Origin of the sequence: Aquimarina spongiae (assembly GCF_900141785.1) — a bacterium.
Taxonomy (GTDB): domain Bacteria; phylum Bacteroidota; class Bacteroidia; order Flavobacteriales; family Flavobacteriaceae; genus Aquimarina; species Aquimarina spongiae.
Genome location: NZ_FQYP01000008.1, coordinates 52,096 through 67,560 on the forward strand (window position 1 = coordinate 52,096; position 15,465 = coordinate 67,560).

At 39.1% G+C, this 15,465-nt stretch carries 15 protein-coding genes; 1 reads left to right on the plus strand and 14 read right to left on the minus strand.

Features of this window, described 5'->3' with window-relative positions; all coding sequences use genetic code 11:
- Window positions 1-5: 5 nt before the first annotated feature.
- Window positions 6-611, plus strand: a complete 606-nt coding sequence (locus tag BUE24_RS17715; protein WP_073318850.1) for a methyltransferase domain-containing protein — start codon at window positions 6-8, stop codon at window positions 609-611.
- A gap of 48 nt (window positions 612-659) precedes the next feature.
- On the opposite strand, the gene BUE24_RS17720 is transcribed toward BUE24_RS17715, so the two are convergent.
- The 14 genes from BUE24_RS17720 to paaC all read right to left on the minus strand — a co-directional run bounded on the left by BUE24_RS17720 (window position 660) and on the right by paaC (window position 15,412).
- Entirely contained in the window at window positions 660-2,738 is a 2,079-nt protein-coding gene (locus BUE24_RS17720; protein WP_073319564.1) for an alpha-ketoacid dehydrogenase subunit alpha/beta, read from the minus strand.
- Window positions 2,739-2,783: 45 nt separating this feature from the next.
- Complete coding sequence (locus tag BUE24_RS17725; RefSeq protein ID WP_073318853.1) at window positions 2,784-3,857, minus strand: branched-chain amino acid aminotransferase; 1,074 nt, start codon at window positions 3,855-3,857, stop codon at window positions 2,784-2,786.
- Window positions 3,858-3,945: 88 nt separating this feature from the next.
- Complete coding sequence (locus BUE24_RS17730; protein WP_073318856.1) at window positions 3,946-5,247, minus strand: dihydrolipoamide acetyltransferase family protein; 1,302 nt, start codon at window positions 5,245-5,247, stop codon at window positions 3,946-3,948.
- Window positions 5,248-5,290: 43 nt separating this feature from the next.
- Entirely contained in the window at window positions 5,291-6,067 is a 777-nt protein-coding gene (locus BUE24_RS17735; protein WP_073318859.1) for a DUF3050 domain-containing protein, read from the minus strand.
- Window positions 6,064-6,663, minus strand: a complete 600-nt coding sequence (locus tag BUE24_RS17740) for an acyltransferase (protein ID WP_073318862.1) — start codon at window positions 6,661-6,663, stop codon at window positions 6,064-6,066. Before BUE24_RS17740 ends, BUE24_RS17735 begins: the two co-directional genes overlap by 4 nt.
- Window positions 6,660-7,412, minus strand: a complete 753-nt coding sequence (locus tag BUE24_RS17745) for an enoyl-CoA hydratase/isomerase family protein (protein WP_073318865.1) — start codon at window positions 7,410-7,412, stop codon at window positions 6,660-6,662. The genes BUE24_RS17740 and BUE24_RS17745 overlap by 4 nt, the downstream gene beginning before the upstream one ends.
- 18 nt (window positions 7,413-7,430) lie before the next feature.
- Window positions 7,431-9,926, minus strand: coding sequence for a phenylacetic acid degradation bifunctional protein PaaZ (gene paaZ / locus BUE24_RS17750; RefSeq protein WP_073318868.1), 2,496 nt, complete (start codon window positions 9,924-9,926; stop codon window positions 7,431-7,433).
- A 3-nt stretch (window positions 9,927-9,929) separates the two neighbouring features.
- Entirely contained in the window at window positions 9,930-11,141 is a 1,212-nt protein-coding gene (gene pcaF / locus BUE24_RS17755) for a 3-oxoadipyl-CoA thiolase (protein ID WP_073318871.1), read from the minus strand.
- Window positions 11,142-11,172: 31 nt separating this feature from the next.
- Entirely contained in the window at window positions 11,173-11,721 is a 549-nt protein-coding gene (locus BUE24_RS17760; protein ID WP_073318873.1) for a hypothetical protein, read from the minus strand.
- Window positions 11,722-11,732: 11 nt separating this feature from the next.
- Window positions 11,733-12,140 (minus strand): PaaI family thioesterase, encoded by a 408-nt coding sequence (locus tag BUE24_RS17765; RefSeq protein ID WP_170864625.1) that lies wholly within the window; start codon window positions 12,138-12,140, stop codon window positions 11,733-11,735.
- Window positions 12,141-12,144: 4 nt separating this feature from the next.
- Window positions 12,145-13,323, minus strand: coding sequence for a 3-hydroxyacyl-CoA dehydrogenase NAD-binding domain-containing protein (locus BUE24_RS17770; RefSeq protein WP_073318876.1), 1,179 nt, complete (start codon window positions 13,321-13,323; stop codon window positions 12,145-12,147).
- Between the two features lies 1 nt (window position 13,324).
- Complete coding sequence (locus BUE24_RS17775) at window positions 13,325-14,104, minus strand: enoyl-CoA hydratase-related protein (RefSeq protein ID WP_073318879.1); 780 nt, start codon at window positions 14,102-14,104, stop codon at window positions 13,325-13,327.
- Window positions 14,105-14,113: 9 nt separating this feature from the next.
- A complete protein-coding gene (gene paaD / locus BUE24_RS17780; protein WP_073318882.1) occupies window positions 14,114-14,617 on the minus strand; it encodes a 1,2-phenylacetyl-CoA epoxidase subunit PaaD in 504 nt (167 codons plus the stop codon).
- A gap of 39 nt (window positions 14,618-14,656) precedes the next feature.
- Window positions 14,657-15,412, minus strand: a complete 756-nt coding sequence (gene paaC / locus BUE24_RS17785) for a 1,2-phenylacetyl-CoA epoxidase subunit PaaC (protein WP_073318885.1) — start codon at window positions 15,410-15,412, stop codon at window positions 14,657-14,659.
- Between the last annotated feature and the right edge of the window lie 53 nt (window positions 15,413-15,465).

Below are 15,465 nucleotides of genomic sequence, written 5' to 3' on the forward strand. Positions count from 1 at the left end.
GATCCATGAAAGAACATCAATCTACCGAAAGCCGTTATTGGACAGAACGCTATGCCGAAAACCGAACCGGTTGGGATATTGGATATGTCTCTACGCCCTTAAAAACATATGTTGATCAGCTAACAGACAAGACGATCAAAATACTCATCCCCGGAGCTGGAAATGCCTATGAAGCAGAATATCTGTTTCATAATGGATTTACTAATGTTTTTGTGTTAGATATATCTCAAACACCTCTTGATGCTTTTGCTCAAAGGGTCCCTCAGTTCCCTAAATCCAATCTGCTTCTCGATGACTTTTTTACACTCGAAGGAAAATTTGATCTTATTTTGGAACAAACCTTTTTTTGTTCCTTTATCCCTACAGATGATAACAGAATGGCCTATGTCAAACAAATGGCTAACCTCCTAAAACCAGAAGGAAAACTGGTGGGTCTTTGGTTTGATTTCCCATTAACTGGCGATATGGAAAAGCGCCCATTTGGAGGCGACAAGGATCTTTATCTATCGTACTTTAACTCTCATTTTAAGGCCAAAACATTTGAAAAAAGCTATAACTCTATTCCAGAACGACAAGGAAACGAACTTTTTGGGATTTTTATAAAAAAATAGACCTCCTTGCAGAGGTCTTCTTTCTAATTTTCTTTTTCAAAGTATGGCTTAATATCTTAGTAACTCATCAATTTTTACCTTCACTTTTTCAGTAGAAGGAATCATGGTTTGTTCTAAAGTACTATTAAGGGGAATAGCCGGCATATTTTCTGAACCTATTGTCATTACTGGTGCATCCAAAGATCTAAAACACTCTTCCTGAATTTTTCCAGCCAAGGCTCTTGCAAAAGAATTATTACTTGGTTCTTCGGTAACTACTAGACATTTTTTAGTCTTCTTCACCGATTCCATAATGGTTTCTTCATCAAGAGGATACAAGGTTCTTAAATCAATAATTTCTACAACATCCTTGATATCTTTTGTGGCATTTAGCGCCCAATGCACTCCCATACCATAGGTCACCACGGTAAGCGTTTCTTGATCATCCTGTGGCCAGATACGCTGTACGATGTTTGCTTTTCCGAAAGGTAATATATAATCTTCAGAAGGTTCTATTGTTCTGGCAGCATCAGTCCCTTTTACCTTAGACCAATACAATCCTTTATGTTCCAGAATCACCACTGGGTTTGGATCATGATAAGCGGCTTTCATTAATCCTTTTAGATCTGCTCCATTACTAGGATATGCTATTTTTATACCTCTGATATTGGTAACTACAGATTCTACAGATGAAGAATGATAAGGACCTCCACTACCATAAGCTCCAATAGGAACCCGTAAAATCATCGATACAGGCCATTTCCCGTTTGACAAATAACAAGAACGACTCACTTCAGTAAACAATTGATTTAATCCTGGCCAAATGTAATCTGCAAACTGTACTTCTACGATTGGTTTTAACCCAACAGCAGACATACCTACAGTTGATCCTACGATAAAAGCCTCTTGTATTGGGGTATTGAATACACGTTCATCTCCAAATTTTTGAGCCAGTGTCGCAGCTTCTCTAAATACACCTCCTAATCGACCTCCTACGTCCTGTCCGTACAGCAAACATTCTTTATGCTCTCTCATCAATTCCTCTACCGCAAACAAGGCACAATCTACCATGACTACTTCTTCTTTGTCTGATGGTGCTCGTTCTCCAAGTTCTTGGGTTACTGGTGTTGGTGCAAAATCGTGTGTAAACAAATCTTCTGGCGTTGGATCTTCGGCTTTCATTGCTTCCTCAAGATCTCTGGCTACGATATCTTTTGCTTTGTTTTCTATTTCTTGTATTTCTTTCTCTTCAAATCCGTTATCCAACAGCTGGTTACGAAGCACCGGATATGGGTCTCGAGATCTTGCTTCATCAAGATCATCTCGATACCATTCCATACGTACTCCCGATGTATGGTGATTTAATAAAGGAACTTTGGCGTGAACCAATATAGGTCGTCTTTCTTCTCTTATCGTTTGAATCGCTTCCTGAATGGCTAAATAACTTTCAGTAAAATTTGCTCCGTCTATAGATATAGCATCCAAACCATTAAATCCTCTCGCGTATTCAAAAGCATTTTGTGCCCTTGTTTCGGCTTCGTTGGCAGAAATATCCCAACCATTATCCTGAACCAAATACAAGATCGGAAGCTGTTTTAAAGCTGCCATCTGGAAAGCCTCTGCGATCTCTCCTTCTGTCACCGACGCATCTCCCAAAGAGCATAGCACCAGAGGTGCCTCTTTTATCTCACTCTTGCCGGAATCGTTGTGGGGTATTCCTACAAGTTCTTTATACTGCAATCCTAATCCAACCCCGGTTGCCGGAATCGCTTGCATACCTGTTGCAGAAGATTGATGTGGTATTTTTGGCTTATCGGCATCTCGTAAACTCGGATGCGAATAATAGGTTCTACCCCCGGAAAAAGGATCGTCTTTTTTTGCCAACAGTTGCAACATCAGATCATAAGGTTTCATCCCGATCCCCAACAACATCGCATCATCTCTATAATACGGAAAAGCAAAATCCTGTGGCAATAATTGCATCGCTACAGCAATTTGTATGGCTTCATGACCACGTGAGGTAGCATGTACATATTTTGAGACTACTTTAAAATTCTCTTCGTATAATTCGGCCATTGATTTTGCCTTGCAAAGTGTCATAAATGCTTCTTGCAATACCTCTTTGGCGATGGTTTTTTCAGCTAACATACTCTTCATTTTTTTAAATACAGATTGCCCATCAGCATTCATTATTTATCCAACTTTTTCTTCTACATCTACAGGGATAATCCATCCATGTTTATCTTCCTGCTTCTGGGTTTTGATATCATCCAGGGTTGTTTTCATATCCTGGCTCACTGGATTATCTGTTGGTAATGTAATTACCTCATCTTTATATCCAATAGCTTCTACCATGGCAATGGCTACAGCTGTGCCTGTTCCAAAAGCTTCTTCCAACTTCCCTTCTTTAGAAAATTGAATCACTTCATCAATAGTGATAGGGCGTTCTTCTACTTCAAAACCTTTGTCTTTTAACAAGGTGATCACACTGTCTCTGGTAATTCCCTTTAGGATAGAACCACTAGTACTTGGTGTTATGAACTTACCTGATACCTTGAAAAAGATATTCATCGTCCCCACTTCCTGAACGTATTTGTGTTCGTTGGCATCTAACCATAATACCTGGTCATATCCTTTTGCTTTTGCTTTTTCTGTTGGTAAAATTGCCGCAGCATAGTTTCCTGCAGCTTTTGCTTCACCTGTTCCTCCATCGGCCGCTCTTATAAACTCAGTTTCAGCATACAGCCGTATTTTCTTTGTAAAAAATGGACCTGCCGGAGAACAAATTACTATGAACTTATAGCTTGTAGCTGCTCTCATCCCAATAAAAGGCTCATCGGCATACATAAATGGTCTTAGATACAAGGCACTACCATCCTGTGGCGGAATCCAATTATGCTCTACACCTACAATTTGCTTTACTGCTTCTACAAACAAGGTTTCGGGAACAGTAGGCATCCCCATACGAACCGCACTATGATTAAAACGTTTCGCATTTTCTTCAGGTCTAAACAAAAGTGGGGTTTTATCCTGCCCAACAGTAGCTTTCATTCCTTCAAAAATGGCTTGCCCATAATGCAAAGCCATAGCAGCCGGATGGGTGGGTATCATCTGCAAAGGTTCGATACGTGGGTTTTGCCAGTTTCCATTTTGGTAATCACAAACAAACATATGATCAGTAAATACGGTTCCCAACGGGATGTTATCAAAATCAATGTGTTGTAATCCCGAATTCGAAGTTCTTGTAATTTTGATCTGTTGTTCCATTTTTATTATGTTTTGGGCGCATCCCTGTGGGTCGGGCTATCCACGCTACACGGTAGCTTGTTTCTATCCCTTGCGCATATTTTTTTAACTATATTTTTCTATTACTATCAAATGCTTCAAGCTCATCTCCTACCTTACGTAAAAAAGAGCCTCCTAAAAATCCATCTACTACTCGATGATCAAAAGACAACGACAAATACATCATGCTTCTAATCGCGATCTCATCACCTTTTTCTGTAGTAATCACCTCTGGTCTTTTCTTAATGATCCCTAATGCCAAAATCGCTACTTCAGGTTGATTGATTATTGGTGTTCCCATCAAGCTTCCAAAAGTTCCTACATTAGAAATAGTAAAAGTACTCCCGCCGATTTCATCGGGTTTCAAAGCATTGTTACGCGCGTTGTTGGCTAAATGATTTACATTTTTTGCCAATCCCAAAAGATTCTTTTCATCAGCATTTCGTACCACAGGTACAATTAAATTCCCGCTTGGTAACGCAGTAGCCATACCTACATTAATATCATCATGTACCACGATTTTATCTCCATCTACCGATACATTAATCATCGGATACTCCTTAATCGCTTTTGCTACCGCTTCTACAAAAATTGGAGTGTAAGTCAGTTTTTCACCATACTTTTCCAGAAACTCATTCTTTACCGTATTTCTCCAATTCACAATATTGGTGACATCTATCTCGATATAACTGGTCACATGAGGAGAAGTATGCTTAGAGTACACCATATGATCAGCGATCATTTTTCGCATACGATCCATCTCTACAATACGATCCTTACCTTCTGTAAATTGTATTGGTGGTGGATTGTAAGACGATTTTGGAGCGGTAGCCTGCGGGCGGCTTGGCAAAGGATATTTTCTATTTTTAAGATATAATATGATATCACTTTTGCGAATACGTCCACCCTCGCCAGTTCCTTGTATACTCTGTACCTCTTCTATACTTAGGTTTTCCTTTTTGGCAATGCTAATGACCAATGGAGATAAAAATCCATCGTTATCCCCAGTATTTAATGACCTAAACTCACGTTCTGTTTCGGATTTTACTGCTGCAGTTTGAGCTTTGGGTTTTGGAGCCTCAATTTTGGCTACCTCTATCTTTTCTGAAGGAGTTTTTGCCGTGGCCTCTCCATCTGCATCAATAACAGCAATCACGGTTCCTATTTCTACAACTTCATTAGGTTCAAATCGTATTTCTGAAAGCACCCCATTGCATGGTGCTGGCACTTCAGAATCTACTTTGTCTGTTGCCACCTCTAGTATGGTTTCATCTTCTTCTACAGGATCTCCAACCTTCTTCAACCAGTTTAAGATTGTCGCTTCTGAAATACTCTCGCCCATTTTGGGCATTTTTAACTCTACTATTGACATTTTGGTTAACTAATGTTCGTTAGTTTAATAATATACAAAATTCTTATGCGGGAACCGCACTACTTTCCAAAGCTTTACGTATTCCTGTCCACAAGGCTATACGTTTCTCAAGCGCTTTTTTACTGTAACGCAAGGCCTCGTTCCATTCTTTCTCGTTAGTACAAAGAACATCCACCATTTCCAAACTTAAAGGGCCATGTTCATCACCATCGAGTTCTATATGACGTTCCAGATAATATACCAGTTGTTTTAATTCTGATTCGGAGCCATTTCCTATACTTTTTACCAATTCGATAAACATGTCCGGGATCAAGTCTTCTCTTCCAAAAGTGAATACCGCAGCTATAATATGCGGTTTGTTGGTAGCAATAACCTGAAAGGTAAATGCTACAAAGTCCTTTACTTCATCTATAGTTGCTATTGATTCAAGACCTTCTTCAACCGTTTTACTATCATAAAGATGGCCCAACAACCTATTTATCTGTATAGTATCCGCGCCTGCTTCTTGCATTGCGTTTAAGTACATTTCGAAATGACTTACAGACTCTCCAGCTTGATCCACATCACTTTCTTCGCCTAATACGATTTCATTCACAAAACGTCTCACCTTAGCGTTTGATGAAGGTATCCAAGGGATACTCGTTGTGGTAAAGTGAAACTGCAAACTTTTCAATAAAGACATAAAATCCCAAACCGCAAACACATGACTCTGCATAAAGACACGAACACCTTCAATATCCTTAATATCCTGATATAGCGGATGCGTCTGCAATTGCAATCGTAATGGTTCTAGTTCTTTTATGATATGATTGATGTTCATATTTTACTCTTAAACTCTTCTAAAGTTTTATAAAAAGCTTCTTGTGTTGATCTTTCTTTAGGAACTTCTCGTAAAGGCTCAACTTCTTCTAGAGATTCAAAACAATCTGTAGGAAGTTGTTGATATAATTGAGTGCCCTTAGTTTTCCAGGCAATCATTTCATCGCTCACTTCTTTAATAACTTTTGCTGGATTTCCAACGATCAAGCTACGCTTAGGGAAAACCATTTTTGCCTTTACAAAAGACATAGCTCCCACAATACACTCATCCCCTATCTCTGCATCATCCATGATCACGGTATTCATACCAATCAGGCAATTACGTCCCAGATTTGCACCGTGTATCACCGCTCCATGTCCCACATGAGCACTTTCTTTAAGCACAATCGATTTGCCAGGAAACATATGTACCGTACAATTCTCTTGTACATTTACGCCATCTTCAAGGATAATTTCACCCCAATCTCCACGAATTGCTGCTCCAGGTCCGATATAACAGTTTTTCCCGATAATTACATTACCGGTTACTGCTGCCAGCGGGTGCACAAAACTACTTTCGTGTACTACAGGTATATATCCTTTGAACGCGTATATCATTTAAATCGTTTTAATGTTTCTTTGGTAAAATCACTTAGCACTAGTCGACCACTAATTACTGCTCGTTCTGCCAAAAGTGTATCCCAATGCTCTGTACCTTGCCAAAATACCTTTTTCATTTCTCTCATTGCTTCCGGGTTATAGGTACAAAGGTGTTCGGCAAAGGCTTTTACCTCTTGATCCAATGTTTCAACATCTTCAAATACATGGGTAAACAATCCTTTGTCTCTTGCCCATTCTGCACTATAAAAAGTATTGGCGTCTATAGCGATTTGAGACATAGCCGATAATCCTATTTTTCGCTCTACAGCAGGTCCTACCACAAAAGGTCCTATCCCAACATTGAGCTCACTTAGCTTAATCGATGCATATTTGGTAGCCATACAATAATCTGTTGCAGACGCTACTCCTACGCCTCCTCCAACAGTTTTTCCTTGTACTCTACCAATAATGAACTTTGGGCATTTGCGCATGGCATTGATGACATTGGCAAAACCTGAAAAGAACACTTTTCCTGTCTCTGCATCATTGATATTAATCAGTTCTTTAAAACTGGCACCGGCACAGAAAGTTCTGTCTTTACCACTTTTTAGAACAATAACCTTTATCTCATCGTTATTACCGGCATCTGTAATCGTTTGCGCTAGCTTAGCTAGAATATCGCCAGGTAAAGAATTATGTGCAGGGTGGAAAAACTCTATAGTTCCTACTCCGTTTTCAATTTCAATATTTACGTATGGTGCTGTCAATGTTATATTCTTAAATTTTTATAATATGCCAAATTGTTGGAAATGGTGATTCATATGTTTTGTATTCAATAAATCCCACTCGAATTTATTCATCTCTCCAAAAACTGCATTTTTTGTGATTGCTTCAGGATATTCTTTGAAATAGGTCTCAAATGCATCGTAGGCCTCTATCAGCTTTGCTTTGGCCGTAGCTAAATCTTCATATTTTAAATCCTCCAGTTCCCCAGCTTTCATCAACGGATGCTGGTGTTCTCTAGGCATTGATCTATGGTTGTACACCATTTCTTGTACACGCTCTAGTTTATCCTCTGGAGTGGCGATTTCGAAGTCCTGAATTTCTCCAGCACCTATCCTAATCGTATATTCTAAATGTTCGACCATATGCTGCGGAGTCATCATTCCCCATTTGGGTTTCATATCCTCGGTTAGCTTGGCTAAATATCCTTCAATATTTGATCGATCAACTTGTACAAATGGTGTTTTTTTCTGTACCATTGTCAAAATTGTAGCAATCGCGGCCAATTCGTCATCTTGATCAAACACTTCTACAAACCATTTTACGATACCACTTGGTAATTCTTTACCTCTATGATCTCTATCTATTTTTTGTTTACATGTTAATCGTACATACACCGTATCATTATGATAGATCGGGCGTAAGAAACGACATTCCTCCAAACCATAATTAGCAGCAACCGGACCTTTATTTGGATATACAAATAATCCAGCTGCTGCAGCCAGAATGAAATATCCATGAGCTGTTCTTTTCTCGAAAATACTTCCATCTAAAGAGGTAATATCGGTATGCGCATAAAAATGATCCCAGGTAAGATTTGCAAAGTTGATAATATCGGTATCAGTAACTGTTCTTTTGTGAGTTTTGAGCGACATCCCTGGCTCAATATCTTCCCAGTGATACGCAAATGGATGCTTATCTGCAGTTTTATATTTTGAATTTGCCTGATAGATTCCTGTAACCTCGGTTAAAGTTGTTGGTGTTCCTTGTATGGCACATCGTTGCATATAATGCTTAATACCTCTCATACCACCCATTTCTTCTCCTCCTCCTGCGCGACCAGGGCCACCATGAGTAAGCATCGGTAACGGAGAACCATGCCCAGTACTTTGTCTGGCGTTTTCTCGATTTCCTACCAAAATACGTCCATGGTGAGAAGCTGCTCCTACTACAAATTCTTTGGCGATTTCATCATCGTAGGTAAAAATAGAAGACACTAATGATCCTTTACCCATATGCGTTAAGGAAATTGCATCATCTAGCGTATCGTAAGGCATAATTGTAGATACCGGACCAAAGGCTTCTATCCTATGTGCTTCTGTATTTTTGAATGGATTATCTTCTCTTAACAAGATTGGAGATACAAATGCACCTTTTTCGGCATCGGCTCCAACCGTTTCAATTTTATCCAGATCTCCGTAAACGAGCTGTGCTGTTTTGGCGATTTCGAATACATTATTTCTAAAGCTCTCTACTTGCTGTTTGCTTGCCAGAGCCCCCATGCGTACTTCTTTCAACCTTGGATCACCGATAGTTACTTTATCTAATTGTTTCCCCAAAGCGATCTGCACATCTTCTACTAAATCTTTTGGAACAATGATCCTACGAATTGCAGTACATTTTTGTCCGGACTTAACTGTCATTTCCTTTCTCACCTCTTTGATAAATAGATCAAATTCTGGTGTTCCCGGAACTGCATCTTGTCCTAATACCGAAGCATTCAAAGAATCTGCTTCCATAGTAAAAGGAACAGACTCTTCTATTAATCTTGGGTGTGCCTTTAAAATTCTACCTGTATGTGCAGAACCGGTAAAGGTTACTACATCTTGAGACTGCACCGTATCCAGAATATTTTTGGTCATCCCACTCAATAACTGTAGCGCTCCTTCTGGTAATATCCCAGAATCTACAATAACACGTACCACCGCTTCGGTCAAATAAGCGGTTTGCGGAGCTGGTAATACAACCGCTGGCACTCCTGCCATCCAGTTGACTGCACATTTTTCCAGCATTCCCCATATAGGAAAATTAAATGCATTGATGTGTACAGTCACCCCTCTTTTGGGTACCAAGATGTGATGCGCCATAAATCGCCCTCCTCTGGAAAGATCTATAGGATCTCCCTCTACGTGATAGGGCTGATTTGGAAAAAGTTTACGTAATGAAGCATTCGCGAATAAGTTTCCAAAACCTCCTTCTATATCAATCCAACTATCAACTCGCGTTGCTCCGGTACGGTAACTTAATTCGTAAAACTGTTCTTTTCTTTTAGTCAGGTATAAAGCCAATTTCTTGAGCATGTTTCCTCGCTCCTGAAAGGTCATTTTTCTCAATATCTCTCCACCCTTAGTTCTACCATATTGTAAAACTTCTGGGATATCCAAACCTTCGGTAGTAGAACGACCAATTACCTCTCCCGTAACAGCATCATGCATTACTAGTCCATCTCCGGAACCTGTAACCCATTTACCGTTGATATAACTTTCTAATGTTTGCATAGATTAGAGATTTGTATTTTCGATTACACAAGCATATCCTTGTCCTACGCCAACACACATGGTGATTAAAGCATAACGTTTCTTTTGTTCTTGTAATTCTAAAGCTGCAGAATATGCTATTCTGGCTCCAGTAACCCCTAGTGGGTGTCCTATGGCAATTGATCCTCCATTTGGATTTATTCTTGGGTCATCGTCTGCTAATCCCCATTCACGTATACATGCTAATGCCTGGGACGCAAATGCTTCGTTAAGCTCGATAACATCAATATCATCCATAGTAATTCCAGCCTTTTCTAATGCTTTATTAGAAGCCTGTACCGGACCAATCCCCATAATTCTTGGTTCAACACCTACTACTGCAGAGCTAACTATTCTTGCTAGCGGAGTAAGGTTATATTTCTTTACTGCATCTTCTGAAGCTACAATAGTTGCAGCAGCCCCATCATTTAATCCAGAAGAATTTCCGGCAGTAACACTTCCATCTTTCTTGAAGGCAGGTCGTAATTTTGCCAATACTTCTTTGCTTGTACTTGGCTTTATAAATTCATCATTTGCAAATACAATTGGATCTTTTTTGCGCTGCGGAATTTCTACCGCAGTAATTTCTTTGGCCAGTCTTCCGGACTCCTGAGCTTTGGTTGCTTTCATCTGACTCCAATAGGCAAATGCATCTTGATCTTCTCTTGAGATATTATATTTTTCTACCAGATTCTCTGCTGTATTACCCATTCCATCGGTACCATAAAGGTCATGCATTTTTTGATTGACAAAGCGCCATCCAAAACTTGAGTCATACATTTTGGAATCATTACCAAATGCTGAAGAAGGTTTAGCAATAACATATGGACCACGAGTCATATTCTCTACTCCTCCGGAGATAAAAAGGTCTCCGTCTCCTGCTTTTATCGCACGATTGGCATGAATAATAGCTGATAGTCCCGAGCTACATAATCTATTTACTGTTTCTCCTGGAACTGTAAATGGTAGTCCAGCCAGTAATAGCGCCATACGGGCCACATTACGATTATCTTCTCCTGCCTGGTTTGCACAACCCATAATCACATCATCGTAAGCTTCTTTAGGTATATTCGGATATTTTTCTACCAGTTTTTCTATTACCAGTGCTCCTAAATCGTCAGTTCTAACTGCCGATAATGTCCCTTTGTAGTTTCCTATAGGAGTTCGGATTCCATCAATAATATATGCTTCTTTCATTAGCGTATGAATGTGGTGTTTTCGTATCTTTTTATTGCTCTAATTTTGCTGATAATACCGACTTTTCTATCAGTGGCACATATTTCCCTTCTTCATCAGCTGGGAAAAAGGAAGAAATCATCATCGTTTTTTCTCCTGCAGGAACTGCATGCATCATCATTATCATTTTATCACCTGCATCGTCTAGTGTCATTGATTTTTGAACCAGTACTTTCTTTCCTTCCAGCTCTACTTCTTCAATTCCTAAAGAGGTCATCCCATTTTGATTTTCTGGTTCCTCTTCTAATCGTTTCTTTAAAAGGTCATATGGTTGTGGCGCTACCATCTTCATAATACCTGCAGACATATCTTCGGTCACCCGATTTGTTCCATTATCGATCACAAATACGGTTTCATCAACCTCCATCTCAATATCTGCATTGAAAATATTATTCAAAGCAGCCTTTTTCTCCTCCTCAGGAGAAGTATGTGTTGTAGATTCTGTATCTACGTCGGGTAAAGATTCTTTTTCAGCAGTCTTGTTTTTACCGCAAGAAATCACAGCAATTAAAACAAGTACAAATAATGTTTTTTTGATCATAGTTCGCGTTGTTATTCCCAATCTTTATTGGTTCGATATACTACTCCTTTGAAAAGCGCCACAATTTGGTCGCCTCTTTTAACCTCAACAATATTAAACCCCACTTTTGTTTTGGAAATATCTACTGTTGCTTGAGCAGTAAGGTAATCCCCTTCTTCCAAAGCTTCGATATGATTTATCGAGGTTTCAATAGAAACGGCATATTTACCATGTGTGTTTGCCGAAAATCCAAAAGCCGTATCCGCCAAACTATATGAAATACCTCCATGAGCTTTACCCATACTGTTCAGCATTTCCTTTCTAACCGTCATTCCTACTGTACAGCATCCTTTTTTCACATCCAGCACCTCTATTCCAAGCCATTGACTAAAAGGATCCAAAGAGAGCATCTTATGTGGAATCGTTTCTGCTTGTATCATACTATTATTCATTTACCGTTTGGGCTGTATTAAAAAACGTCTGGTTTGATCTTTTCATTTTTCTAAGCATTGGACTACATCGGTATCTATCTTCTCTATATTCATCATATAATGCATCCAATGTATCCACGCACCAACCCATTCCTTTTTCGTCGGCCCAACTCAATAATCCTTTTGGATAATTTACTCCTTTGGTCATGGCATTGTCGATATCTTCAGCAGAAGCTATTTTCCAAAACAGCGCATCTGCTGCTTCGTTGATCAACATCACTAATACTCTATCGAAAATATATTTAGCTAACTTTTCATCCTTATTTGGTGAAGGAGCAGTACTTCCTTCTCCGTACTCATAGTATCCTTTTCCAGATTTTCTTCCTAAATATCCAGCCTCAGACAATCTTTTTTGGGTAAAAGCAGGCTTGTATCTTGGATCGTAATAGAACGCTTTAAAAACAGTTTCTGTAACTGTATAATTTACGTCATTCCCGATAAAATCCATTAGTTCGAAAGGTCCCATTCTAAACCCACCCAATGTTTTGAGACTCCAATCAATCGTTGCTACATCTGCAATTCCTTCTTCCAAAATGCGAAGGGATTCTCCATAAAAAGGTCGCGCCACTCGATTGACAATAAAACCGGGAGTATCTTTGGCTATTGCCACTACTTTTTTCCAATCTTTAATGGTATTCACTACCTTTTCTGTCACCTCTTGCGAGGTTTGTACCGCTGGGATTACCTCTACCAGTTTCATCAACGGTGCCGGATTAAAAAAGTGAATTCCGATACATCGTTCTGGTTTTTCTAAAGAAGATGCAATTGATGCGATTGATAAGGAAGAGGTGTTGGACGCTATAATTGTATGTTCTGACACATAACTTTCTAGCTCTGAAAACACCTTTTTCTTAATCTCGAGGCTTTCTATAATTGCTTCTATAGTTAAATCTGCATCCTTCAAGTCTTTTAGATCAGCAACATGTACTATATTTTCCTGGATACGATTCTTTTCTGAAGTATCAATTCTTCCTTTTTCTACCAAGCGAGAAAGAATTTTCTCTAAGGCACTTTTACTTTTCTCCAGTGCCTGCTCATTGGTATCAAACACTTTTACCTTGCAACCTGCCGTAGCGGCCACTTGTGCAATACCACTACCCATTGTTCCGGATCCTATAACGCCTACAATCATATTATTTTCCTTTAAAAACAGGTTTTCTTTTTTCGATAAATGCGTTTACTCCTTCTCGGTAGTCTTCGCTCTCTGCAGATTCAATTTGTAAAACCGATTCCATATCTAATTGCTCCTGTAGCGAATTAGTCATGGATTGATTGAGTAGTCTTTTGGTTAATCCCAAAGCTTTAGTAGGCATTTGAGCTAAATGAAGAGCTAATTTATGTACTTCCTCCTCAAAAGAATCTGCGTCAAAAACTTTGTAGATCATCCCTAGTTGCTCTGCCTCTTTGGCTCCCACCTTATCCCCTAACATCATCAAGGCTGAAGCTTTTTGAAAACCTATCAATCTTGGCAAGAAAAACGTCCCGGCGCTATCCGGAATTAGTCCAATTTTGCTAAATGCCTGGATAAAACTTGCTTTTTCTGTAGCCACCACGATATCACAAGCCAAAGCGATATTGGCCCCAGCACCTGCTGCCACACCATTTACTGCGGCAAGAATAGGTTTCTCTATGCTTCGGATTCGTTCTACTATTGGATTATAATGCTCTTCGAGTATTTTTTTGAATCCAGGGTTCAATTCTGGAGAGGTAACCTCATTCAAATCCTGACCCGCACAAAATGCTTTTCCGTTACCGGTAAGTACAATTGCTCTTACCCCATCATTGGTATTACAATGATCTAGAGTTTCTTGTAACAACAAAGCCATTTCACGATTAAAACTATTAAAAGTTTCTGGTCTATTTAAGGTTATCCTGGCAACACCGTTTTCTATTTCTATTTGTATTGAAGGCATTATTCTATTTTATTTTAAACATTTGAAGTAATCAAAGGGTTCTAAGCAATCCTGGCATTGAAACAATGCTTTACAAGCCGTAGACCCAAACTGACTTACTAATTTTGTATTATGAGAACCACAATTGGTACACTTAACGATTTTCTTATTTCCTAATAGTGCTTCTTTATCGGCATGCTCTGCGAGAGGAGCTGCGATACCATAATCCTCTAAGGCCTTTCTTCCTTTTGGAGTGATCCAATCGGTAGTCCAAGCAGGAGTTAATACCAAGGAAACTTCCGCTTTGATATTCTCATTTTCGAAGGCCTTGATGATATCATCCCCCATCACATCCATTGCTGGACAACCACTATAGGTTGGTGTAATTTTTACCTGCACCACATCATCAACTTTTTGTGCATAGCGCACCACTCCCATATCCATAATGGATAGGACAGGGATTTCGGGATCGTGAACCTTTTCGAGAACCGAAATTAAAGAAGGGTCGATATGTTGATCCAGATCAATGGTCATTGTTTTGATTTCTGAAAGCACATCAAATTGATGATTCGCTTACCACTTCATATCAGGATATGCCCTTTGCATATATTGCAAATCCGCCAAAAGATATCCCATGTGTTCGCTATGGATACCTTGTTTACCACCTTTTTGAAACCATTTTATTTCAGGAACAGTAAGGGTAGCTTCGGTTAAAATATCACTAACCTTTTGAAGGTATAATGTTTTAAAACTAGCAACATCTACTCCTACTCCCGCTTCAAAAGCTATACGATCATCTTCAGTCATATGAAATAGCTCGTCCGTAAACTTCCATAAATCATTTACAGCCTCCTGTACTTTATTGTGGCTTTCTGGAGTACCATCTCCTAATCTTTTCATCCAATCTAAAGAAAAGCGTTGATGATAACTCACTTCCTTAATTCCTTTTTTGGCAATTGCAGCCAACATTTCATCTTTACTATTTTGTAGATTTTGCAATAGCAACAAGTGAAACATATCGAACAAGAACTGTCTGGTGATTACATAACCAAAATGTCTATTGGGTTGTTCTACCAACAATACATTTTTGTATTGTCTTTCTGTTCTTAAAAACGCAATATCATCTTCAGTCTTTCCTTCTCCAGATAATTGTGCTACATATTGATAATAGCTACGTGTTTGTCCTAAAAGATCCAATGCCATATTTGTGATCGCAATATCCGTTTCAAGGCTAGGCCCATGACCGCACAATTCTGACAATCTTTGTCCAAGAATAAGGGCATTATCAGCAATCCCGTATATATATTGTATTAAATTTTCGTTTTTCATCATTCAAAGTTTGCTTTAATAGCGCAGATATTATCCTAGGTAACTCCCAGAAT

Coding starts and splice junctions, on each gene's coding strand:
- paaZ (WP_073318868.1), bottom strand. CDS start 9,926: ATGCAAACATTAGAAAGTTATATCAACGGTAAATGGGTTACAGGTTCC.
- BUE24_RS17770 (WP_073318876.1), bottom strand. CDS start 13,323: ATGATTGTAGGCGTTATAGGATCCGGAACAATGGGTAGTGGTATTGCA.
- BUE24_RS17735 (WP_073318859.1), bottom strand. CDS start 6,067: ATGAACATCAATCATATCATAAAAGAACTAGAACCATTACGATTGCAA.
- BUE24_RS17740 (WP_073318862.1), bottom strand. CDS start 6,663: ATGATATACGCGTTCAAAGGATATATACCTGTAGTACACGAAAGTAGT.
- paaD (WP_073318882.1), bottom strand. CDS start 14,617: ATGACCATTGATCTGGATCAACATATCGACCCTTCTTTAATTTCGGTT.
- BUE24_RS17730 (WP_073318856.1), bottom strand. CDS start 5,247: ATGTCAATAGTAGAGTTAAAAATGCCCAAAATGGGCGAGAGTATTTCA.
- BUE24_RS17715 (WP_073318850.1), top strand. CDS start 6: ATGAAAGAACATCAATCTACCGAAAGCCGTTATTGGACAGAACGCTAT.
- pcaF (WP_073318871.1), bottom strand. CDS start 11,141: ATGAAAGAAGCATATATTATTGATGGAATCCGAACTCCTATAGGAAAC.
- BUE24_RS17775 (WP_073318879.1), bottom strand. CDS start 14,104: ATGCCTTCAATACAAATAGAAATAGAAAACGGTGTTGCCAGGATAACC.
- BUE24_RS17765 (WP_170864625.1), bottom strand. CDS start 12,140: ATGATACAAGCAGAAACGATTCCACATAAGATGCTCTCTTTGGATCCT.
- BUE24_RS17760 (WP_073318873.1), bottom strand. CDS start 11,721: ATGATCAAAAAAACATTATTTGTACTTGTTTTAATTGCTGTGATTTCT.
- BUE24_RS17720 (WP_073319564.1), bottom strand. CDS start 2,738: ATGTTAGCTGAAAAAACCATCGCCAAAGAGGTATTGCAAGAAGCATTT.
- BUE24_RS17725 (WP_073318853.1), bottom strand. CDS start 3,857: ATGGAACAACAGATCAAAATTACAAGAACTTCGAATTCGGGATTACAA.
- paaC (WP_073318885.1), bottom strand. CDS start 15,412: ATGAAAAACGAAAATTTAATACAATATATATACGGGATTGCTGATAAT.